The organism is Enterococcus sp. DIV1316a (assembly GCF_050536915.1).
Lineage (GTDB): Bacteria > Bacillota > Bacilli > Lactobacillales > Enterococcaceae > Enterococcus > Enterococcus faecalis.
The window spans coordinates 2,272,606-2,293,410 of sequence record NZ_CP172913.1; the positions used below are offsets into that span (position 1 = coordinate 2,272,606).

Annotated in this window: 24 protein-coding genes; 2 read left to right on the top strand and 22 right to left on the bottom strand. The window is 38.1% G+C overall.

Going from position 1 to position 20,805, the window contains the following annotated elements:
* Positions 1–294: 294 nt before the first annotated feature.
* The 6 genes from IGL56_RS10830 to IGL56_RS10855 all read right to left on the bottom strand — a co-directional run bounded on the left by IGL56_RS10830 (position 295) and on the right by IGL56_RS10855 (position 5,764).
* Positions 295–474 (bottom strand): 2-hydroxymuconate tautomerase, encoded by a 180-nt coding sequence (locus IGL56_RS10830; protein WP_002356318.1) that lies wholly within the window; start codon positions 472–474, stop codon positions 295–297.
* A gap of 118 nt (positions 475–592) precedes the next feature.
* The gene (locus IGL56_RS10835) at positions 593–1,303 is read right to left on the bottom strand and encodes a M15 family metallopeptidase (RefSeq protein WP_002356314.1); all 711 of its coding nucleotides are present in this window, start codon (positions 1,301–1,303) and stop codon (positions 593–595) included.
* 97 nt (positions 1,304–1,400) lie between these two features.
* Positions 1,401–2,513 (bottom strand): sensor histidine kinase, encoded by a 1,113-nt coding sequence (locus tag IGL56_RS10840; RefSeq protein WP_002365141.1) that lies wholly within the window; start codon positions 2,511–2,513, stop codon positions 1,401–1,403.
* Positions 2,506–3,210: a VanR-ABDEGLN family response regulator transcription factor gene (gene vanR / locus IGL56_RS10845; RefSeq protein WP_002356311.1), complete on the bottom strand. Its 705-nt coding sequence runs from the start codon at positions 3,208–3,210 to the stop codon at positions 2,506–2,508. The genes IGL56_RS10840 and vanR overlap by 8 nt, the downstream gene beginning before the upstream one ends.
* Positions 3,211–3,308: 98 nt before the next feature.
* Positions 3,309–4,754, bottom strand: a complete 1,446-nt coding sequence (locus tag IGL56_RS10850) for a L,D-transpeptidase family protein (RefSeq protein ID WP_002392341.1) — start codon at positions 4,752–4,754, stop codon at positions 3,309–3,311.
* A gap of 146 nt (positions 4,755–4,900) precedes the next feature.
* Positions 4,901–5,764 carry an aminoglycoside 6-adenylyltransferase gene (locus tag IGL56_RS10855; protein ID WP_010816042.1) on the bottom strand — a complete coding sequence of 288 codons (864 nt, stop codon included), beginning with the start codon at positions 5,762–5,764 and terminating at the stop codon, positions 4,901–4,903.
* Between the two features lie 121 nt (positions 5,765–5,885).
* On the opposite strand from IGL56_RS10855, the gene IGL56_RS10860 reads away from it, so the two are divergent.
* Together IGL56_RS10860 and IGL56_RS10865 are read left to right on the top strand one after the other, a co-directional pair.
* A complete protein-coding gene (locus IGL56_RS10860; RefSeq protein ID WP_002356308.1) occupies positions 5,886–6,467 on the top strand; it encodes a YdcF family protein in 582 nt (193 codons plus the stop codon).
* A 157-nt stretch (positions 6,468–6,624) separates the two neighbouring features.
* The gene (locus tag IGL56_RS10865; RefSeq protein ID WP_002392342.1) at positions 6,625–7,569 is read left to right on the top strand and encodes an endo-beta-N-acetylglucosaminidase; all 945 of its coding nucleotides are present in this window, start codon (positions 6,625–6,627) and stop codon (positions 7,567–7,569) included.
* Between the two features lie 279 nt (positions 7,570–7,848).
* Here the strand turns inward: IGL56_RS10865 and IGL56_RS10870 are convergent, their stop codons facing one another.
* The 16 genes from IGL56_RS10870 to fabF all read right to left on the bottom strand — a co-directional run bounded on the left by IGL56_RS10870 (position 7,849) and on the right by fabF (position 20,794).
* Positions 7,849–8,679 carry a DUF6287 domain-containing protein gene (locus tag IGL56_RS10870; protein ID WP_025189121.1) on the bottom strand — a complete coding sequence of 277 codons (831 nt, stop codon included), beginning with the start codon at positions 8,677–8,679 and terminating at the stop codon, positions 7,849–7,851.
* 234 nt (positions 8,680–8,913) lie between these two features.
* A complete protein-coding gene (locus tag IGL56_RS10875) occupies positions 8,914–9,633 on the bottom strand; it encodes a YebC/PmpR family DNA-binding transcriptional regulator (protein WP_002356305.1) in 720 nt (239 codons plus the stop codon).
* A gap of 86 nt (positions 9,634–9,719) precedes the next feature.
* Positions 9,720–10,907, bottom strand: coding sequence for a nucleotidyltransferase (locus IGL56_RS10880; protein WP_002356304.1), 1,188 nt, complete (start codon positions 10,905–10,907; stop codon positions 9,720–9,722).
* An 80-nt stretch (positions 10,908–10,987) separates the two neighbouring features.
* Positions 10,988–11,728 (bottom strand): class I SAM-dependent DNA methyltransferase, encoded by a 741-nt coding sequence (locus tag IGL56_RS10885; protein ID WP_002356302.1) that lies wholly within the window; start codon positions 11,726–11,728, stop codon positions 10,988–10,990.
* A gap of 1 nt (position 11,729) precedes the next feature.
* Complete coding sequence (gene rsfS / locus IGL56_RS10890; protein WP_033072556.1) at positions 11,730–12,068, bottom strand: ribosome silencing factor; 339 nt, start codon at positions 12,066–12,068, stop codon at positions 11,730–11,732.
* A 46-nt stretch (positions 12,069–12,114) separates the two neighbouring features.
* Positions 12,115–12,705 (bottom strand): bis(5'-nucleosyl)-tetraphosphatase (symmetrical) YqeK, encoded by a 591-nt coding sequence (gene yqeK, locus IGL56_RS10895; protein ID WP_010816044.1) that lies wholly within the window; start codon positions 12,703–12,705, stop codon positions 12,115–12,117.
* The gene (locus tag IGL56_RS10900; RefSeq protein WP_002365150.1) at positions 12,683–13,342 is read right to left on the bottom strand and encodes a nicotinate-nucleotide adenylyltransferase; all 660 of its coding nucleotides are present in this window, start codon (positions 13,340–13,342) and stop codon (positions 12,683–12,685) included. The genes yqeK and IGL56_RS10900 overlap by 23 nt, the downstream gene beginning before the upstream one ends.
* Positions 13,343–13,359: 17 nt before the next feature.
* The gene (gene yhbY / locus IGL56_RS10905; protein ID WP_002356298.1) at positions 13,360–13,671 is read right to left on the bottom strand and encodes a ribosome assembly RNA-binding protein YhbY; all 312 of its coding nucleotides are present in this window, start codon (positions 13,669–13,671) and stop codon (positions 13,360–13,362) included.
* Positions 13,672–13,694: 23 nt separating this feature from the next.
* A complete protein-coding gene (gene yqeH, locus IGL56_RS10910) occupies positions 13,695–14,804 on the bottom strand; it encodes a ribosome biogenesis GTPase YqeH (protein ID WP_002381381.1) in 1,110 nt (369 codons plus the stop codon).
* Positions 14,801–15,328: a YqeG family HAD IIIA-type phosphatase gene (locus IGL56_RS10915; RefSeq protein ID WP_002356296.1), complete on the bottom strand. Its 528-nt coding sequence runs from the start codon at positions 15,326–15,328 to the stop codon at positions 14,801–14,803. The genes yqeH and IGL56_RS10915 overlap by 4 nt, the downstream gene beginning before the upstream one ends.
* A 221-nt stretch (positions 15,329–15,549) precedes the next feature.
* Positions 15,550–16,338 carry an acetyl-CoA carboxylase carboxyl transferase subunit alpha gene (locus IGL56_RS10920; RefSeq protein ID WP_002356295.1) on the bottom strand — a complete coding sequence of 263 codons (789 nt, stop codon included), beginning with the start codon at positions 16,336–16,338 and terminating at the stop codon, positions 15,550–15,552.
* Between the two features lies 1 nt (position 16,339).
* Positions 16,340–17,206: an acetyl-CoA carboxylase, carboxyltransferase subunit beta gene (accD, locus tag IGL56_RS10925; RefSeq protein WP_002356293.1), complete on the bottom strand. Its 867-nt coding sequence runs from the start codon at positions 17,204–17,206 to the stop codon at positions 16,340–16,342.
* 55 nt (positions 17,207–17,261) lie between these two features.
* Entirely contained in the window at positions 17,262–18,632 is a 1,371-nt protein-coding gene (locus tag IGL56_RS10930) for an acetyl-CoA carboxylase biotin carboxylase subunit (protein WP_002356288.1), read from the bottom strand.
* Positions 18,633–18,639: 7 nt separating this feature from the next.
* The gene (gene fabZ, locus IGL56_RS10935) at positions 18,640–19,065 is read right to left on the bottom strand and encodes a 3-hydroxyacyl-ACP dehydratase FabZ (RefSeq protein ID WP_002356286.1); all 426 of its coding nucleotides are present in this window, start codon (positions 19,063–19,065) and stop codon (positions 18,640–18,642) included.
* Positions 19,066–19,068: 3 nt separating this feature from the next.
* Positions 19,069–19,557 carry an acetyl-CoA carboxylase biotin carboxyl carrier protein gene (gene accB, locus IGL56_RS10940; RefSeq protein ID WP_002356285.1) on the bottom strand — a complete coding sequence of 163 codons (489 nt, stop codon included), beginning with the start codon at positions 19,555–19,557 and terminating at the stop codon, positions 19,069–19,071.
* 1 nt (position 19,558) lies between these two features.
* Entirely contained in the window at positions 19,559–20,794 is a 1,236-nt protein-coding gene (gene fabF, locus IGL56_RS10945) for a beta-ketoacyl-ACP synthase II (protein ID WP_002356284.1), read from the bottom strand.
* Positions 20,795–20,805 lie beyond the last annotated feature (11 nt).

The window sequence follows — 20,805 nt, forward strand, 5'->3', positions numbered from 1 at the left end:
CAAAAAGTCCTAGTATTCTAACGAATACTAGGACGAAAATATCGTGGTTCCACCTAATTTTGAACACAAATAATCTGTGTTCCTCTAGCGTGTTAACGGTGCGACCGCCTTTGTTTCAACAAAGGTTTCGAAAGTGGTCATCCCTTGTGCCAATCTGGAAAATTTTCAGCCAAGATTTTCCTCTCTAATAGATCGCGGGCAAGTTCAGTTGTCTTTCTCATCAATCATTTATGCACTTATTTAACCACTTATTTTCAGAAAAAGCAAGTGATTCAACAGAAATTCTCTGAAAACTTATTTTTTCCATTCGCCGCCTTGTGCATAGCGGTCTTTTTTCAATTCATTGACAATCACATGGATATTCTCTTTTGGTGCACCAGCGTTTTTTGACACAGCTTCTGTAATATCTTTGACCATATTAGTTAACTGTTCTTCTGTGCGGCCTTCAATTAATTCTACATGTACAAATGGCATCTTCGTTCCCCCAATTTAAATTGCTTGTTCTGTTTGTATCATAGAGCGGGTTATGACGCTTGTCAATAAAAAATAGCCTATGTTCAGTAAAAGCTAAGATAGCTTTATTGATAAACAATTAATTATTATTTTCTGCTAAGTATTCTTCTAACGTTAGACTCGCTTTTTGAATCTCTAGTGCTGCTTTTTTACCCACATATCGATAATGCCAAGGTTCATAACTAACACCCGTAATTTCCACTTTGTCTGAAGGATAACGAAGAATAAATCCATATTTATAGGCGTTCTTTGCCAACCAAGCGTAGACTTCTTCGTCAGTAGATCGCTTACTTTGCGCATTTATATCCACTGCTAAACCTACTTCATGTTCACTAGTTCTCGGCACTGCTACCCAACTTTCAGCTGTTTCAATCGCTTCTTGTTCGCTGAATCCTTGATCTTGAAAAGCCTGTACTTTTTCTGCCATAATTTCTTTTTGCTCTTCATTTGTTCGATAACTAGAAGTGACTTCAAGATAGAAGCCTTGTCTTTTGGCATCTTTAAACATCCTGTTCAAAGCTGGATAAATTCGTTTATCCACTGCCTGTTTGTTAGGTAATTTTTTTAATTGGATTTGATAATCTTCAGGAATCTGATGCGTTTGATTTACTAATAATAATTTCCATGATTGATCGCCTTCTTCAGGAGAACTCATTTTTTCCTCTTCCTCTAAACTGAGGGCTTGCTCATTTCCTATTGAAACTATTTTTTTCTCAGCAACTTGTTTAACAGCCATGCCCACAATAAAAAGCCCTAAAATAGCGACACCAATTGTAACTTTAAATTTCATTTTTATTTCTCTCCTCTTTACTTACTTAACAAAATTAGTATAGCAAGCTAGTAAAAAGGAGCCTTCTTTTTTTTCGCAAGAATTTCTAACGATTTTCTTACAAAATCGATAAAGAAATCATAAAGGTAGTTTTTTCATTTTCGCTTTCAGCTGAAAGCACCCCGCCATGCAGCTCCACAATTTTTTTAGCAACCGCTAAACCTAGTCCTGCACCTCCTCGGTTTGTTTGACGGGCAGTATCTAATCGGAAAAATTGTTCAAAAATTCGGGCTAATTTTTCTGGTGGAACAGTAGGGCCATGATTTGTAAAATAAATATTTACTCGTTGATTTTCATTATCAACTTTAGTGGAAAGAGAGATGGTTGTTCCTGCATAGCTGTAGTTAATGGCATTTTGAACTAAGTTATCAAAAACTCTTTGCATTTTATCGACATCAAGATGAATAGACAAAGCCTCAGTAAAATCTGTTTCAATAGTTAACTGTTTTTGTTTCAACATAGGTAAAAATTCATAACTTACTTGATTTAACATACGATCCAAGCGAACACTCGTTGGTTCTAATTCAATATTCGAGAGATTAAATCGAGCTATTTCAAAAAATTCATTAATCAACTCTTCTAAATGCTCTGCTTTTTCTAATGAAATAGCTAAATATTTTTCTCGTAATTGCGTCGAAATTTCCAGTTCATCATGAAGAAGTGTTAAATAACCAATGACTGATGTTAAAGGCGTTTTTAAATCATGTGCTAAATAAACAATCAAATCATTCTTTCTTTGCTCAGCTTCCTTCGCTTGTTGCTGGCGTAAGTTAACTTCTTGACGGATTTGATTCAACTCTTTGTCAAACTCCATTAAATTTGCTGACAAGGCTATCGGTTCTTCGGAATTCTGATAGAGTTTCCCTGTTGCCTCCAATACTTCTGTTAATTGATTGATGCTTTGCAACCATATCCGAAAAAGAATGATTACTGAACCACCTAGAATTACTAAGCTAATTAAATAAACGTAGTTCTCCTCAATTCCTTTGGCTAAAAGGTAGAGTGGATCTTCCATGCCCCATCTACGTAATCCAAACAAAAAATTACTAAAAAAATACAAGACTGCTGATAACGCCAATATTCCCAAACTAAAAAACAAAAACTTTGTTAGTAGTTGTTTAATCATTCGTTCTTTAAATTGCTGTTTTCCTGTTTTTTTCTTTTCAGTCAATTTTATACCCCACTCCCCAAACAGTTTTAATAAACTTTGGCTTCCTTGGTGGTTCTTTTAATTTTTCCCTTAAACGGCCAATATGTGCCATCACGGTATTTCCATTGTTTTCCAAATATTTTTCACCCCAGATTTCTTCAAACAATATCTCTGCTGGGACTACTTCTCCCTGACGTTCTGCTAAATACCAAAGAATTGAAAATTCTAATGGCGTTAAAAATATATCCTCCCCGTATAGTTTACTTGTATGATGTATTTTATTTATCACCAAACCATGAATATCTATTTCTGTTCCTTCTGTTTCTTGTTGTAGACTCGCCTGTGAATTATATTTACGAAAACGTCTTAGTTGTGTTTTAATACGTGCGACTACTTCCAATGGATTAAATGGCTTTGTAATATAATCATCAGCGCCTAAAGTTAGCCCAGTAATTTTATCAATGTCCTCAATTTTAGCGGTTAAAAGAATAATAGGGAAAAAATATTTTTCCCGTGCTTTTTTAACCATTTGAAAGCCATCAATATCTGGTAACATTACATCAAGTACCGCTAAATCGAACTGATTATTTGCCATTGATTCCAGAGCAGGTTTCCCTCGATAAAATTTTTCTACTTCATAACCGTCACTCGTTAAATATACTTCCAGCAAATCAGCTATTTCTTGTTCATCATCTACTAATAAAATTCTTTCTGCCATGGTTTTGCTCCTTGCTTGTCCATTTATAAATTATCTATTCAACTAAAACAGCACCAAAAAGACTGCTCATTTGCCCTTTTGGTGCTGTAAATAATCATTTATACTTCTTCGCCGTAATCTACAGGTTTATCAAATTCACCTGGTGCATCATCATAGATATGTCCATAAATAATTACCGGCATTCCGTCATAGGATACATCAAAGATTTTTGAAACTTCTGTTCCTGGCGTATTGATACAGCCATTACTACCAGCATCGGTTTTAAAGGCTTCTTTATCGCCATACTTATCCAATTTATGGTCGGAGTCATGAATCCCAATTTGTGTGACAACGCCCCCTTGACTTAATAACGGCATCCAATATTTTACTGGCACACTGTATCGAGAACCATCGAGCATTTGACCTTCTAAATTCACATCGGTTGTCCGATATAAAATTGTATGGAATCCTGGTACTGTTGCGGTTCCTTTGTTATATCTGCCAGTAATGACATCTGTGGTGACTATTTTTTTGCCATCAATGAAACAATACATTTTTTGATCTTTTAAATCAATTTCAATGTAATTATTGGCTATTTTACTATTTTCTTTGGTATCGCCAACCAACGGAGCAGTGATTGCATTCGTTTGTTCTTGGCTATTCAGCGCGTTTACTAGTAGTTCTTGCGTTTTGGCCCCATCAATCGACCAGCCATAACTTCCGTTGTTTTTAAAACGACGTGTCGTACCGTGAACATCTGTAAATAAAACTGGTTGATTAGCAGAACCATATGTTGTTTCTAATTGTGTCACCCAAGTAGTTAGTTTTTCTTTGTTGATTGTGCCATCATCATTCAGCACGTTTTGAATTTGTGTTTTATCAAAGGCTACTTTTTCACCATTAATATCAACTGTAATTGTTTTATTTAACTTGTTATTGAGCGTTGTCAATGTTGCCTTTAACGTTTGATCCTCTTTTGTAATTTCAGGGGCTTTATAAAAATCTTTGGCATTGTATTGATAGTTGCCTTTTCCCGCTTCAACATCCGCAATAATCTGCTGATTTAAGCGCTGTGTGTCCACTACTGTGCCTTGTTCTTCGGGAACAATTTCAAAAGTGCCATTGCCTCGACGAATACTCGCATTTTTGCTTGGTTTCCCCTCTGGAAAACTTAAAATCGCTAATTTGGCTTCTAGTTCTTTTTTGAATGCCTCGTTTAACGGTAGCTTCACCTTGCTACTGTGTAAATGGTCTTTTAAAAATTTTTGATCCAATTGGTATTTTTTAGGAAGTTGAATTTTTTCTTCTTTTGCACCCGTTTGAACCACAACTTCTTCGGTTTGATTAACTTGCGCTAATTTTTCTTCCGCGGCATTTACATTTAACCAGCCTACAGAAACTCCATTTACTTTTGTGGTTGGTAAAAAGTGACTTTGAAAATAAACATAGCTGCCCCCAGCAACCAGAGCTAGTCCAACCAAAGAAGTAATAATTACTTTCTTTTTATTATTTTTTCCTGATTTTTGACGACGTGTATTACGCATTTGCATTTCTTCTTTTTTCATTTGTTCATCCTTTATATCAATAATTTTAGGTTTATTTCTTAGAGACTAGGCAACAAACAGCTGCGGTGATCTACAATCAAAAAAGGTTCCCTTTCTCTCGCAGATTAATTTTTTCAATTATACACTATTTTTACGTTGTTTTCAGCTTATTTTCCTTGTAAATCCTTTAATCTTAAAGAATTTGTATACTCTGTGACTTTTTTTGCTTCTTGTAAATGATACGTAAACTGGGCCATTTTAGCAAAATCCTGAGCGACGACGTCAAAAAAGGCTTGTGTCTTTATTAAGCTGTTCCAACAAGCTTCTTTACTAGAAAAATCCAGCAACGATGCTAATTGATCCATCGTGTCAGGAGTGACATAATTTTTCAGATACTTAAATTGTTTCCCAACAGAAATTGGCTCCGGTTCCTGCCAAGCCGCTTGCCAAGAAAGCAAGCGCAACAGTTCCTGCTGACAATATTCATAGAGATGTGTGACAGCGTAAAATAGTTCATTCCGACAAAGCCCCTTAACTACATACGTACTAACCCACCAAAATTCATTGCAACAATCGTTAAATTGCTGCTGATTCGGAACTGTTACTGTATAATTTTTATCAGATGCTACAGGTAAAGGTGACAAATTTTCATCTTTGTCTAACAAGATAATTGCTAAAGAATCGCCTTCATGCCAATTGTCTTTTTCTGCGAGAGGACACAACGTTAAATCGATACGTTGACCATCTTCAAATAACATTAAAAATGTTTCCCGCGTCTTCGGTTCTGTGGGAAATAAGGTCATTTCCTTGGGACGTTGCATAATTAATGGTTGTCCAAATTTTGCTATCCACGTTGCTGTTTCAAAAAACTCAGCACATGGTTCTACAATATAAACAATGTCGAAATCTTGAAAACTATCTTTTGGCGCTTTCACATTCGTGCGAGACCCCACCATTCCCACAGCTCGAATGTGTTCTTCTTGTTTTGCTACATCCATAATAAGTTGAAACATTTCTTCTTCTGTACGCATTCACTCGCTCCCTCTCTTCAAAAGTTTCTATTAAAACATAGATTTTTTTATAAGTCTTTTGTTTTCTATCGCTTTTTCTATGGTACTTCGTATACACTAACATTACAAGGAGGGATGTTTCATGCATTGGTTAAAAATAACAAGTTTATCCATTGTCAGTTTTGGCTTTTGTATTCTTTTGATTTTAGGTCTACTTATTTTTACTGGCAAAAATACGCAACCCACCGATAAACCAGATGCTATTTTAATTTTAGGGGCCCGTGTTTTAGGGACGTCTAAAGAAACCGCACTGCCCAGCCGTGTTTTGCAAGCTCGGTTAGATGTGGCTATCCCCTATATTAAACAACACCCCGAGACACCCGTTATTGTTAGCGGAGGGCAAGGAGCAAATGAGCCGGCTACGGAAGCCGCGGTTATGAAACAATACTTGCTAAATAAAGGTGTTCCAGAAAAACAGATTCTCTTAGAAAATCGTGCCACACGCACCAAAGAAAATATTGTCAATTCACAAAAACTCCTTTATTTTAAACGGCTAGTGATTGTTACTAGTGACTTTCACATGTACCGCTCGCAACTTTTAGCCAAGCGAGCAGGCATCTCAAATGTTTCAGGCATCACTGCGGCTTCTTCTTTTCCAAAAGATATCAAAAATTTTGGTCGAGAGCTGTTTTCTTTAGGCTATGCCTTACTCTTTGATTGGTAAAAGAGCGTCCTTCGCAAGACCATTTTGCGAAGGACGCTTTTATATTCTGTGGATTTGCTCACTTTTGTTCTCTTCTTCTTGTGTTTAAATTATAAAAATGATAACATATCTTTGTTAGCGCTTACAAATAATATTTATTTTATAGGAGGAGAAAGTTATGGGGCATCAATTGAGCACTCATTTTTTTAACAAGAAAACAGGGATTATTTCAACTTTTTTAAGTTTGATACTTTTAGTCGGTGGGTTACTGTTTGCACTACCTGCATTTGAAGTACAAGCAGCATCAACTGTTACACCTAAAACAGTCATGTATGTAGAAGTAAATAACCACGATTTTAACAATGTGGGAAAATATACTTTAGCTGGAACCAATCAACCTGCTTTTGATATGGGGATTATTTTTGCAGCCAATATTAATTATGACACGGTCAATAAAAAACCTTACTTATATCTAAATGAACGGGTCCAACAAACTTTAAACGAAGCTGAAACACAAATTCGTCCAGTTCAAGCACGCGGCACTAAAGTCCTATTGTCTATTTTAGGCAACCATGAAGGTGCTGGCTTTGCTAATTTCCCAACTTACGAAAGTGCGGATGCCTTTGCAGCTCAATTAGAACAAGTCGTTAATACGTATCATTTAGATGGTATTGATTTTGATGATGAGTATGCTGAATACGGAAAAAATGGGACGTCTCAACCAAATAATTCTTCGTTCATTTGGTTACTTCAAGCCTTAAGAAATCGCTTAGGCAATGATAAATTAATTACTTTTTATAATATTGGACCAGCGGCTGCGAACTCTTCAGCTAATCCTCAAATGAGTTCTTTAATTGATTATGCTTGGAACCCTTATTATAGTACCTGGAATCCGCCACAAATTGCGGGGATGCCTGCTTCTCGTTTAGGTGCTTCTGCCGTTGAAGTTGGTGTCAATCAAAATCTAGCTGCGCAATATGCTAAACGTACAAAAGCGGAGCAATATGGTATTTATCTAATGTATAACCTCCCAGGAAAAGATTCATCTGCGTATATCTCGGCGGCGACACAAGAACTTTATGGTCGAAAAACGAACTATTCACCAACTGTTCCAACACCTTAATTATTATCTCGTGTCTACAAGCGCCAACATGTAAAGAGTTAAAAGCCAGCTTACTACAAGCTGGCTTTTTGGTATCTTGAGCGAATAGTTTTACACAAAAAAAGACCCGCCCTTTGGGTAAGGACGGGAAAGGAGTTAAAAATGAAAAAGTGTTTTGTGTTGTTAAGGTTGTTTGTTGATATGCTTATATCTTACAAACTAAATGTGAAGATTTTGTGATCATTTCATTCTTATTTTGCTACTTTTATAGGAATTAAATAGATTGCCACGAGACTATCTTTAGTTGCCTCGTGCATCCGTTATTCTGACTGCTCCTTGTGGTGATACTCTGTAAAAACCGACAGTCCCTGTCCCTCCATTTGCAACCATCTGTTTCGATTGGGCTCTAAAAAAGAAGTCATTTCCATTCATACCAAAAAATCCAAGGTTCGTATCATCATTTTCTGCATCAGTCAATGTACTTCTGATACATGCCTCTGCTTGTTCTTGGTTCTCGATGATTTTTGCCTCTTCATTTTGGTCTTGAATTTCCTCTTCAGAAGAACGATAGTAATACTCTTCCGCAGGATAATTTCCACTATCTTGAGTAATTAACAATCGCGGTTTCGTCTTATCCGATTGGTCGCCGTTAGGATTTTCAACACCAATTTTATATAATAATAACGCAGCACCAGTAGGCCCCCACCTAATACTTAAGCTTGTAATTGGTCGCGACTCATCAGTAGGTGAATCCTTCGTAATCATTCCTCCGGTATTTGTACTACCATCAGGATGAATGATCAAACTCTCTCCTTTACCATTTTTCCATGTTCCAACTAAAGTAGTAAAATCGCCAGCATTAATCGCTGTAGTATCTAAATCAGCTACAGTTAGCTGACTATTGTTTCCATCAGCTGTCGGCTCTTCATTTTTCACTGATTTGTTAGACTCGACACTGCTGCTCGCTTGTTCGTTTGTCTTATCAATTGTTTCACTGGTTTTTTCATTCGTCTCTTCAACTTTAGAGGATGCCTCCGTTGAAGCGGTCACTTTCTTTTCTTTTGGTTCCCGACAAGCAGTTAATGATAAAACCGCTAGCCCGACAAAAAACGCTAACATTCCCTTTTTCACGCCTATTCACCCCGTTCAATGATCTATCTTACTAGACTATTGTACTATTAATTCAATTGTTTAGACAAATATTTATGGAACAGACAAAAGTTGAACCTGTCATTGAATGCTTTGTGTCACATGGACCTATCAATCAACTTTCTTTTTTCTATGTATTATATGAAAAAAAGTGAGCCATCAGTCAAAATGACCGATGGCTCACTTTCTAAATCTTAAAACAAACGAACAAATGGATTATTCAGGTAAATCTACATTATGATGAACTTTTTGAACATCTTCTAAATCTTCTAAAACGTCTAACATTTTTTCAAAGTTCGCTAAATCGTCGCCTTCTAATGTTACTTCGTTTTGTGGAACCATTTCTAACTCAGTAACCGTGAATTCTTCAATGCCTTTTTCTTTTAACGCTTCTTGTGCATGGTGGAAATCTTCTGGTTCTGTGTAAACGATAATTTGACCGTCTTCTTCAACAACATCGCGAACATCAATGTCTTTTTCCATTAAGTATTCTAAAATTTCATCCGCATCGTCACCAGCAAAGCCAATGATACCTGTATTATCAAACATGTAGGAAACAGCACCGCTGACACCCATGTTTCCGCCGTTTTTACCAAATGCGGCCCGCACATCTGCTGCTGTTCGGTTCACGTTGTTTGTTAAAGCATCAACAATGACCATTGAACCATTTGGCCCAAATCCTTCATAGCGTAATTCAGAATATTGTTCATCTGCTGAACCTTTTGCTTTTTCAATAGCGCGATCAATAATATGTTTTGGTACATTGTATGTTTTGGCGCGTTCGATTACAAACCGTAATTTTTGGTTTGCATGAGGATCAGGGTCTCCTGACTTCGCTGCTACGTAAATTTCAATCCCGAATTTTGCATAAACACGGCTATTGTTTGCGTCTTTGGCAGCTTTTTTCTCTTTAATATTTGCCCATTTACGGCCCATATTCTCACTTCGCTTTCTCTGATTTGTTGTTAGTATCTTATCCCTTGTTTATTATACTGGGGAAACTGATTTTTGTTAAGTATTTTTTAGGTATCTGGCGAAAATCGTAAGGGAAACCGACCAAAATTTTGTTCTTTTAAAGAAGAATCTCCCATCTGGTATAGTTGATTGGCGCGAATATCTAACGAAAGCATTGCGCGGTTTTCTTTAGATACTTTGGAAATTACCGGCAATTGAATCTGTGCTTTGGTTTCTTTTAGATAAGCTTGTCCCTTTGGCGTAAATCCTAGCACATGGAGATAGCTGTCTTGCCAAACAGTTTCAACTTCTTCTTTGGTCATATTTAACAATATATAGGTTGCTAATCGTTGCAATCTTGTCCAAGTATAACGCTTCGTTTTCATACGTTCCATTAATTCGTGAAAAGAACCTGCTGCTTGGATTTGATCTTTTAGTCGATATTCAAGTCCTTCCGTCATTTGGTAAATGGCTTGTAACTCTTCTAACGAGGATTGAACAATTTTATACTTTAGGAAGGGCCAATAATTTTCCCATGAAATCATTGTCTGTGTTTGTAAATGTTGTGCGGTTATAGAAGGAACCGTTGGCAGCACTTGCGTTATTTCTTGTTGAAAAACACTTTGCCTAATCGCCGTGGCGCTAGCAACTTTCCCAGAAATCGTTGCATCATGAAAGCCCGCTTGTTTTCTAGCAATTGGGTAGAGCGTCATCGGGGTTGGATACGTGGCATTTTCCTTTGCATAACTCATCCCCAAAATATGATTAGGTGAAGAAAAATCGAACCTGCTTTCAGGATATACTTGACGAAAAACAGCAGTCATTTTTTGTGGATAACTCAATTGTTTGTCTGTCAATGCGTGGAACGTTTGATCAATTAAGGATTGATTTTCTTGGACAAACTGGCCGAAAGCCGCATAATCAATTGCGCTTGTACTATCTGTTCCAAAACATAAGCTCTCACATTGCAACGCCTGCAATAACTTTATACCGCCTTTGGCAAAGTAATCCGCAGACTGTACCGACCAAGCTGTCGGCAATTCAATGACTAAATCCACACCATTTTGCAAAGCTTCTTCTGCTCTGGCCCACTTATCTAGTAAGGCTGGTTCTCCTCTTTGTAAAAAATTTCCACTCATTATAGCAATCACTACTTCAGCTCCGCTTTGTTGGCGAGCTTGTTGGGCATGGTAGCGATGTCCATTATGAAAGGGATTATATTCCACGATAATGCCACAGGCTTTCACTCTAGCCACCTCCGTTATAAAAAAATGGACTTATCAGCAAAGAGACAAACGTTTTTAAGCGCTGTCCCAAGCTCATAAGCCAAATCTTATTAATCTCTTTGACAAACAAAGAACCAGCGTTCACTTGTTTCAGTTGGTGCTTCATCTGTAAAGTCTGCATAAACTTTGACGTTCATGAAACCAGCACTTTCTAACATTCGTAAATAGTTATCTAACGAATAGGTTCGTTCTTGATGCAATTCATCATACCGAACAAAGTGCTCATCTGTTTCCTGTTCTTTCACAAAAAATGTTAAGAAATGTTCGATGCTGTGTTCTTTTTCACCAGCGTAACTATCCCATAGAAAAGCAAATTCTTCTGTTTGATAATGATAGCTATATTCTGGAAAAACTGAATCAATTTTGTAAGTAGAATGAACATCAAAAATGAACGTTCCTTCCTCTTCTAACGCTTGATAAACTTCATCGAACACTTGTTGTACTTCTTGGCGATTAGCCATATAGCACAGTGAATCAGAAAAACAAGTGATGGCTTGGTATTGTCCCACTTCAGATAAATCTAGCATATTTCCCTGAACAAATTGAACTGGCACTTCTTCTTCAAAGGCCCGTTCACTAGCAATCATCAACATTTCTTCTGATAAGTCTAAGGCCGTCACATCGTAACCACTTTTCGCAAAATCAACTGCTAAAGCGCCTGTACCACAAGCCATTTCAAGAATTTGTTGGGTTCCTTGTGGGAGATGACGATTGGAAAAATCCAACCATTTTTGGTATAGGCTTTCGTCCATCACTTCGTCATAGACGAAAGCAAACGTTTCATAGGCCATTTTAGTCGACCCAAGCGCTTAGATCAACCATTGGGGCATCTGACCATAATTTTTCTAAATTGTAAAAGGCACGTTCTGAAGATTGGAATACATGGACAATAACATCGCCTAAATCGATTAAAATCCATTTTCCGCCTTCTTTACCTTCCACACGTTTGACTTCTACTTGATTTTTGGCTTCTTGTTCGTTAATTTCATCAACAATCGCATTGATTTGACGTTCACTATTGGCTTGGCAAATTAAAAAATAATCTGCTAATAATGAAATCTCTCTTACGTCTAATGCGACAATTTCTTCTGCTCGTTTTGAATCTGCTGCTTTGACAGCAATTTCTAAAATTTTCTGGCTATCTATGATAGTTCCCTCCTAGTAATTCTTTCTTCTTTTATTTTTGATTAACGACCCATTGATTGTAGGTCTCTAACGTTTTTGGATAAATTTTATGTTCTTGTTCAATCAAATGTAACAAGGTATGTTTCGTTTCATAAGCAACCGCTGCATCTAAGTCAACAAGGGCAATTTCACGGGCTTCTTTCACACCTGGAAAATCACGTCCTGGTTCAATGTAATCTGCGACATAAATAATTTTATCTAGCAAGCTCATCTTAGCAGCCCCAGTTGTATGCACACGAATTGCCTGCAAGATTTCTTCGTCATCAATGGCTAATTCCCGTTGAACAATATCCGCCCCAACTAAGCCATGCCAAATTTCATTGCCATAGTTTAATAAAGCCAAATCAAAACCATCTCGGCGAATAATCAACTCGAATTCATCGTTTGGACGTTCTTTGGCGTAATCATGCGTCAAAGCAGCAATACTGGCTTTCGCTTCATCGGCACCATATTTCGCTGCCAAGGCCATAGCTGTTTCCTCGACTCCTAACACATGGCGAAAACGACGTTCACTCATTTGCATTTGAACTTTTTGCATTAATAATTCACGTTGTGCAGCATCATAATTTGTTATCCAGCTCATCTTGATACAGTCCCTTCTCTTGAATATAGTTTATCACATTCTCTGGAAGAAGATAGCGTGTTGAGCAACCACTTTTGACTTTTTGTCTAATCAAAGTGGAACTAATCGCCATCTGCGGAACATCGACCCAAATAATTGGATAGGTAGATTCCGTTGGATAATTAGGACGCCGAATGCCGACAAATTGAACTAAATGGAGTAAGTCATCAATCCGATGCCATTTGGGCAAGTATTCCACCATATCTCCACCAATTATAAAATAATAATCAGTATCTGGATTGGCTTCTTTTAAAGCTTTCATCGTATCATACGTGTAACTTTTGCCTTTGCGAATTAACTCAATTGGCTCAATATCTAAGCAGGGATTATCAGCCACTGCTAGTTCTAACATTGCTAACCGATGTTCACTGCTAATTGTTTTCTTTTCGTCTACATGTGGTGGTAAGTACGTAGGCATTAAGTAAACTTTGTCCAAACCTAGTTGATTTTGAACTTGATCGGCCATGACAAGATGTGCTAAATGAACGGGATTAAAATTACCACCTAACAAGCCGACTTGCTTTCTTGTTTGAAAACGTAACGGTTCCTCTTGCAAGAGAACGTCCGCTCCTTGACGCGCTTGTCTTTTTTCTCCCATTGTTCATCCCTCCAATATTAAATCTCTTTGACTGCTGCTGAAATTTTTTGATATTTTTCTTTACTTGATGGCTTGAATAAGACCAACACGCGACCAATAATTTGTACCACATCGCAATGAATGGCTGCTGTTAGTTCTTCTGCAACCTCTTCTGCTACTTCATCTGTATTTTGTAATAACGTAATTTTAATCAGTTCACGTTTTTCCAACGCTTCATCAATTTGTGTAATCATTGCGTCATTCAAACCACCTTTGCCTACTTGAAAAATAGGTTGTAAATGGTGTGCCTGACTACGTAAATAACGTTTTTGTTTTCCTCTAAGTTTCAAATTGTTTGCCTTCTCTCTAAAATTTAAATTAATGCTTTTCTACGTAAAACATCGACACCTTTAGGCGCCCAACCAGCGACTACACCAGGTTCTGTGACAGTAATCCAACCTAGACCAGCAAACACAATATCCGTTTTTTCTTTCACGGAAAATTCAAAGCGCACTAATTCAGGAAACTCAGCGACTTCATCGGCACGTGGAGGCTGCAATAAGCCACCAACATGTTTTTCATAAAAAGCATCGGCGGTTGCTGTTTTTGTTCGGTGTAAATTTAAGTCATTGGAAACGTAGGCAATGAAGGAACTTTTAGCACCTTGGACATAATCAAAGCGAGCCAAGCCACCTAAAAACAAGGTTTGTTCAGCATTTAATTGGTAAACTTTCGGTTTGATTTCTTTTTGCGGTGCAATAATTTTCAAGTCTTTTTTACCTAGGTAATGTGCCATTTGATGACGGTGAATAATTCCGGGCGTATCGATTAAGAAGTGGCCATCGTCTAATGGAATTTCAATTTTATCTAGCGTTGTTCCAGGAAATTGTGATGTCGTAATCACATCTTGAACACCCACTGTTTGTTGAATGATTTGATTGATTAATGTTGATTTTCCAACATTGGTCACACCTACGACATAAACGTCTCGGCCTTCACGATATTTTTCGATTGTATCTAATAACTCTTGCATTTCTTGTGGTTTCTTGCCACTTGTTAGTAAAACATCAACAGGGCGTAATCCTGCTTCATGGGCCCGTTCTCTCATCCATTGAACCATTTTAGGTTTTTTTAATGATTTAGGCAAAATATCCACTTTATTGCCAACTAACAACACAGGATTATCTCCGATAAAACGATGCAGTCCTGGAATAAGAGAGCCATTAAAGTCAAAAATATCCACTACGTTCACAATCAGTGCATCTTCTGTTCCTAAACCATTCAATAAACGTAAAAAGTCATCGTCTGTTAATTGGACATCTTGAATGTCATTATAATGTCTTAAGCGAAAACAACGTTGGCAATAAACTTCCCCTGTTTCCATTCCTTTTTCGAAAGCTGTTTTTGGTGTATAGCCTAATTCATGAGGATTTTCCGTTTGGATAATCGCACCACAGCCAATACAATGAATTGCCTCTGTCATTCTAATCCGCCTCTCCATGTCATTTCTGGATGTTTTTTTGATAAGTATTTCATAATTTTCCGTTCAAAAAACCGATTGATTCTAGTATTCCAGCCATCTGTATCGACAATCGGTTGAACTAAAACATTGCGTATACCCGCTGCGTTAGCTCCCCGAATATCTGTCATAATCTGATCGCCGACCATTAACATTTCAGATGGCTTCAAGCCTAATTTTTTTTCTGCTAATTTGAAGCCACGTGCGGTTGGTTTCAAGGCACGTGCTACATAATCTAAGTCAAACTTTTCAACAACGCGTTTAATCCGGCTGTCTTTGTTGTTTGAAACAACGAGGACAGTAATTCCTGCATTTTTCATTTCTAATAACCAAGTTTTTAATTCTTCTGTTCCATCGGGATTATTCCAAGCAATTAACGTATTATCTAAGTCAGTTAGTACTGCCTTAATCCCTAGTTTTTTTAATTGTGCGGGGGTAATTTTATAAATCGCATCAATCATCCATGTCGGTTTATATTTTGAAAACATCGTGACTCCTCTCACTGACACTATGTAGTTTCTTCGATTTTAAGAGACTGAAACATAACTAAACAATTATGCTTCAGTCTCTACCTATTGTATTATACTGCATTTTACTGAAAATTTCTATAAAGGACGGTCGTTCCTTGTAAAAGAACAAGTAAAATAAAAGAAAAAATAAAAAAAGCCACCCATCAACCCCTGAAAAGTTCGTTGATGAGTAGTAACTTCTAATATTTGCGAAAACGTTGGTATCTTTTTTCTAGTAACGTTTCCGTATCTAATTTAGCTAATTCAGTTAATTTTGAAATGAACGCTTTTTGTAACATGCGATTAATTTTTGCTTGTTCCAGAGGCTGACCGTTCATAACTTCTGGAATTACTTTATCTACAATAGCTAATTCCTTCAGCTCTGTCGCTGTGATTTTCATCAATTCTGCTGCTTCTTTCGCACGACTGCCATCTTTCCACAAAATAGAGGCGAAACCTTCTGGCGAAAGAACCGCATAAATCGTGTGTTCCAACATCCAAACTTCATCTGCGACTGCTAAAGCCAAAGCACCGCCACTACCGCCCTCACCAATGATGACTGAAATGATTGGCACTTTCAAATCAGACATTTCTAACAAGTTTTGCGCAATGGCTTCCCCTTCTCCCCGCTCTTCGGCACCAATCCCACAATAGGCACCAGCAGTGTTCACAAAGGTAATGACTGGGCGGTTAAATTTTTCCGCTTGTTTCATTAAACGTAACGCTTTGCGATACCCTTCAGGATTAGGTGAACCAAAATTACGTTCAATATTTTCTGGTAGATTTCGGCCTTTTTGGATACCTATCACCGTAACTGGTTTCCCTTGCAAAGTAGCAACACCACCGACTACAGCTAAATCATCGGCAAAGTAACGATCCCCATGAAATTCTAAAAAGTCCTCAAAAATGGCTTCTATATATTCTAAAGTTGTCAAACGATCTTGGTCTCTTGCCAAGGTAACAACATCATTGGCTGTTTTCTTTTCCATGTTAGCGCCACCCTTCCAAAGAATGTAAACGTAACAAGTCGCTCAATCGTTGACGCAAAAGATTTCTTGGCACAATCTGATCTACAAAACCATGTTCTAAAAGAAACTCGGCCTTTTGAAAATCATCTGGCAACTCTTGACGAATCGTTTGTTCAATTACACGGCGGCCAGCAAAACCGATTAAACTCTGAGGCTCTGCCAAAATAATATCGCCATCCATCGCAAAACTTGCTGTAACACCGCCAGTCGTTGGATCAGTCAATACCGTAAGATACAGCAAGCCTGCTTTGTTATGCCGTTGCAAAGCGGCCGAAATTTTCGCCATTTGCATCAATGAAAAAATTCCTTCTTGCATACGGGCACCACCAGATGCAGTGAAAATCACTACTGGTAAATGCTTTTCTGTCGCCCGCTCAAACAAGCGTGTGATTTTTTCACCAACAATCGTTCCCATACTGCCCATGATAAAATTAGCGTCCATGATTCCAATTGCAACAGCTTGTCCTTCAATTGTTGCTTCTCCCGTTAAGACAGCTTCATCTAGCCCAGTTTTTTCTTGCATTTTTTCAATTTTTTCAAGATAACCAGGAAAATTTAGTGGATCTTTTGTCACTAATTCACTGTCCCAATTGTGGAAACTTTTTTCATCAACGGTTATCGCTAATCGTTCCCATGCACCAATCCGAAAACTATAGCCACAATGCGGACAGATTTTTTCTGCACCCATTTCTTTTGTATACAGTGTTCGCTTACAAGAAGGGCATTTTGCCCACATATTATCTGGAACAGAAGGCTTCTTTGATGCATCATTTGCATCAGCACGATTTGGATTAATGCGAATGTAATTTTTCTTTTTAAATAATGCCATTTGCTTACTCCTCGTATTTTAGCGGCAAGAGCACAGCTCTTGCGGCGTTCTTTCTTTAATGATTGCTTTCTGGCTCCCAATTTGGTAGAAATGTTTCTTGTAAAAAGCTTGTGTCATAGTCACCTGTCAAAACATTGTCATGTGTAATTAAATCTAATTGGAATTCGGCATTCGTAATAATACCTTCTGTTACAATTTCATTTAAAGCCCTTTGCATTTTCATCAAGGCATCAAAACGATTTTCACCATGTACGATGACTTTTGCAATCATTGAATCATAATAAGGCGGAATTGAATACCCTGAATACATAGCGCTGTCTACACGCAAGCCCATTCCACCACTAGGCAACAAGAGATTTTGAATTTTACCTGGTGAAGGAGCAAAATTAAAGGCAGGATTTTCAGCGTTAATTCGGCACTCAATCGCATGCCCAGTCAGGATAACATCCTCTTGGGTATAGCCTAAAGGTTCACCTGAAGCAATTTCTAATTGTGCTTTGACTAAATCAATCCCTGTTACCATTTCCGTAACTGGATGTTCGACTTGGATGCGGGTATTCATTTCCATGAAATAAAAGTCGCCAGCTGGATCCATCAAAAATTCAATGGTTCCGGCATTTTCATAATGCACAGCTTGTGCCGCTCGAACGGCCGTTTCGCCTAACATCTGACGCTTTTCTTCAGAAATAGCAATCGATGGTGATTCTTCTAACACTTTTTGATTATTTCTTTGTAGTGAGCAATCACGTTCCCCTAAGTGAATCACATGCCCATATTGATCACCTAAAATTTGCACTTCGATATGACGTGCTGGATAAATAATTTTTTCTAAATACATATCATCATTACCAAATGCGGCTTTGGCTTCTTGCTGCGCTGAAGTAAAGTGTTTCGGTAACTCTTCTTTTGAAAGAACTTTTCGGATTCCTTTTCCGCCACCACCAGCAGCTGCCTTTAACATAACTGGGTAACCAATTTCTTCAGCAATCGTCAACGCTTCTTCGACAGAATCAATGACGCCATCACTCCCAGGAATAACAGGTACCTTGGCTTTTTGCATCAGTTGACGTGCGTTTATTTTATTGCCCATTGCATCAATCGTTTCTGCTTTAGGACCGATAAAAGTAATGTTACATTCTTCGCACATTGAAGCAAATTGACTATTTTCAGATAAGAAACCAAACCCTGGATGAATCGCTTCAGCATTGGTAACAATCGCTGCACTTAAAACAGCTTGAACATTTAAATAAGAATCAGTTGCTTTCGCCGGTCCAATACAAATGGCTTCATCTGCTAACTGTGTGTGTAACGCTTCTTGATCCGCTTCAGAGTAAACAGCAACTGTTTGAACGCCTAATTCGCGACAGGCACGAATAATACGAACAGCGATTTCTCCGCGGTTTGCGATTAATACTTTCGAAAACATTTTTCACCTATCCAATCATAAAGGTTAATTCAGCCTCGGCAACTTTTTTTCCATTAACTTTTGCCACACCTTTACCCATTCCAGCAGAAGCGCGGACTTTTAAAAGTTCAACCTCTAAAATTAATGTGTCGCCTGGTGTTACCTTTTGTCTAAATTTTGCTTTATCTAATCCACCAAAGTATGCCGTTTTCCCTTTGAATTCAGGCATTGAAAGTAATGCCACGGCGCCTGCTTGAGCCAACGATTCAATAATTAAAACTCCTGGTAAAACAGGATTCCCAGGAAAATGACCTTGAAAAACTTGCTCATTAACCGTTACATTCTTTTTCGCTACAACGCGTTCCCCGGGAATGACTTCTTCAACACTATCTAATAATAAAAAGGGATAGCGATGTGGTAAAATTTCTTGAATTTCTGTAATTGTTAATTTCATGTTTTATTCTCCTTTAGCAACTCGGAATAGCGGCTGACCAAATTCAACCACATCTTCATTGTTGACTAATATTTCAGTAATCACACCGTCAACTGTCGCCGTAATTTCATTCATTAATTTCATCGCTTCAACGATACACACAACGTCACCCGTTTTAACAGTGTCTCCTACTTTGACAAAGTTCTCTTTATCTGGTGCTGGTTGTAAATAAACGATTCCTACAATAGGTGACGTAATTTCTTCTGTCTTTTCATTGGTTGTCGGTGTATTAGTTGGCGTTTCTTCAACGACAGAAACTGTTTCAACAGGCACTGACACACCACTAGCGGCTACTGGTGTTTCTTGTGGTTGCGCCACTGGTTCTACGGCACTTCGTCCAGAAACTGTATTTTTATTCATATATAATTCAAACGAGCCTTCTCGTAAATCAAATTCGGTTAAAGTTGATTGATCAAATTGTGTTAATAATGCTTTTACTTCTTCTAACTGCATGTTAATCCTCCCAGCGTTTTAAGCAAATAACTGCATTGTGGCCACCAAAGCCTAGCGAGTTACTTAAAGCATAATCAAATTTATGCTCTTTGCTTTCGTTTAAAACAACGTTCACCGTAATTGCTTCATCTTGATTTTCCACATTAATGGTTGGCGGAATAAATTGATGTTGTAAAGCATTTAGGGTAGCAATTCCTTCAATTCCACCAGCGGCGCCTAAGAGATGTCCCGTCATACTCTTTGTACTACTTACATACGCCGTTTTTGCGGCATCACCTAAAGCCAATTCAATTGCTTTAGATTCTGCACTGTCATTGGCTTGTGTGCTTGTTCCATGGGCGTTAATATAGCCAATTTTTTCTGGAGAAATCCCAGCTTCTTCCATTGCTAGTACCATGGCTTTCGCTGCGCCGCTCCCATCTGGTGTTGGTGATGTCATATGATAGGCATCGCAATTAGCACCATAGCCAACCACTTCACCTAAAATAGTTGCGCCTCGTTCTAGAGCATGATCTAATGATTCTAAAATAAAGACACCCGCTCCTTCTCCCATCACAAATCCACTACGTTCTTTATCAAAGGGAATTGAGGCTTTTTCTGGGTCAGTCGCCTTTGTTAAAGCGGTCAAGGAAGCAAATCCTGAAATACCGATTTCTGTAATAGGCGCTTCTGCTCCACCGGCAATAATGACATCGGAGTAGCCATGTTTGATATTGCGGAACGCTTCCCCAATTGAATGAGTTGCACTAGCACAAGCCGTCACTGTTGACGTACAAATTCCTTTGGCACCAACACGTAAAGCAATATTTCCCGCCACCATGTTTCCAATCGCCATTGGAATAAATAACGGTGCCACACGTTCAGGTCCTTTGTCGTGCATCCGAATTACTTGATTTTGAATTGTTTCCAAACCACCAATTCCGGAACCCACCATAACGCCAAACCGATCCACATCTAGTTGACTGGTATCCAAGCCACTCATAGCCATTGCTTCTAAGGCCGCATAAATGCCAAATAACGAAAACTTATCCATGCGTTTGCCATCTTTTTTAACAAAATATTTTTCCATTGGAAAGTCTTTCACTTCAGCTGCTAAGGTGACACCTGTTTCACTAACATCAAATTTACTAATCGGTCCGATACCATTTTTCCCTGTTTTCAAACTTTCTAAAAAAGTCTCAGGTTCATTGCCAATCGGCGAGGTGACACCGTAACCGGTAATAACTACTCGATTCATCCTTTTGACTC

Bases quoted from the DNA above. Each gene is read 5' to 3' on its own strand.
- IGL56_RS10915 (WP_002356296.1), bottom strand. From the start codon at position 15,328: ATGTTTTCAAAATATAAACCGACATGGATGATTGATGCGATTTATAAA.
- accB (WP_002356285.1), bottom strand. From the start codon at position 19,557: ATGCAGTTAGAAGAAGTAAAAGCATTATTAACACAATTTGATCAATCA.
- yqeH (WP_002381381.1), bottom strand. From the start codon at position 14,804: ATGACAGAGGCAATTCATTGTATTGGCTGTGGTGCGATTATCCAAACG.
- IGL56_RS10835 (WP_002356314.1), bottom strand. From the start codon at position 1,303: ATGAAATTTAAAGTTACAATTGGTGTCGCTATTTTAGGGCTTTTTATT.
- yqeK (WP_010816044.1), bottom strand. From the start codon at position 12,705: ATGAGCTGGATAACAAATTATGATGCTGCACAACGTGAATTATTAATG.
- IGL56_RS10930 (WP_002356288.1), bottom strand. From the start codon at position 18,632: ATGTTTTCGAAAGTATTAATCGCAAACCGCGGAGAAATCGCTGTTCGT.
- IGL56_RS10860 (WP_002356308.1), top strand. From the start codon at position 5,886: ATGCATTGGTTAAAAATAACAAGTTTATCCATTGTCAGTTTTGGCTTT.
- IGL56_RS10850 (WP_002392341.1), bottom strand. From the start codon at position 4,754: ATGAAAAAAGAAGAAATGCAAATGCGTAATACACGTCGTCAAAAATCA.
- IGL56_RS10920 (WP_002356295.1), bottom strand. From the start codon at position 16,338: ATGGAAAAGAAAACAGCCAATGATGTTGTTACCTTGGCAAGAGACCAA.
- fabZ (WP_002356286.1), bottom strand. From the start codon at position 19,065: ATGAAATTAACAATTACAGAAATTCAAGAAATTTTACCACATCGCTAT.
- fabF (WP_002356284.1), bottom strand. From the start codon at position 20,794: ATGAATCGAGTAGTTATTACCGGTTACGGTGTCACCTCGCCGATTGGC.
- IGL56_RS10855 (WP_010816042.1), bottom strand. From the start codon at position 5,764: ATGCGTACAGAAGAAGAAATGTTTCAACTTATTATGGATGTAGCAAAA.
- accD (WP_002356293.1), bottom strand. From the start codon at position 17,206: ATGGCATTATTTAAAAAGAAAAATTACATTCGCATTAATCCAAATCGT.
- IGL56_RS10885 (WP_002356302.1), bottom strand. From the start codon at position 11,728: ATGGCCTATGAAACGTTTGCTTTCGTCTATGACGAAGTGATGGACGAA.
- IGL56_RS10900 (WP_002365150.1), bottom strand. From the start codon at position 13,342: ATGGGAGAAAAAAGACAAGCGCGTCAAGGAGCGGACGTTCTCTTGCAA.
- IGL56_RS10865 (WP_002392342.1), top strand. From the start codon at position 6,625: ATGGGGCATCAATTGAGCACTCATTTTTTTAACAAGAAAACAGGGATT.
- IGL56_RS10830 (WP_002356318.1), bottom strand. From the start codon at position 474: ATGCCATTTGTACATGTAGAATTAATTGAAGGCCGCACAGAAGAACAG.
- IGL56_RS10875 (WP_002356305.1), bottom strand. From the start codon at position 9,633: ATGGGCCGTAAATGGGCAAATATTAAAGAGAAAAAAGCTGCCAAAGAC.
- vanR (WP_002356311.1), bottom strand. From the start codon at position 3,210: ATGGCAGAAAGAATTTTATTAGTAGATGATGAACAAGAAATAGCTGAT.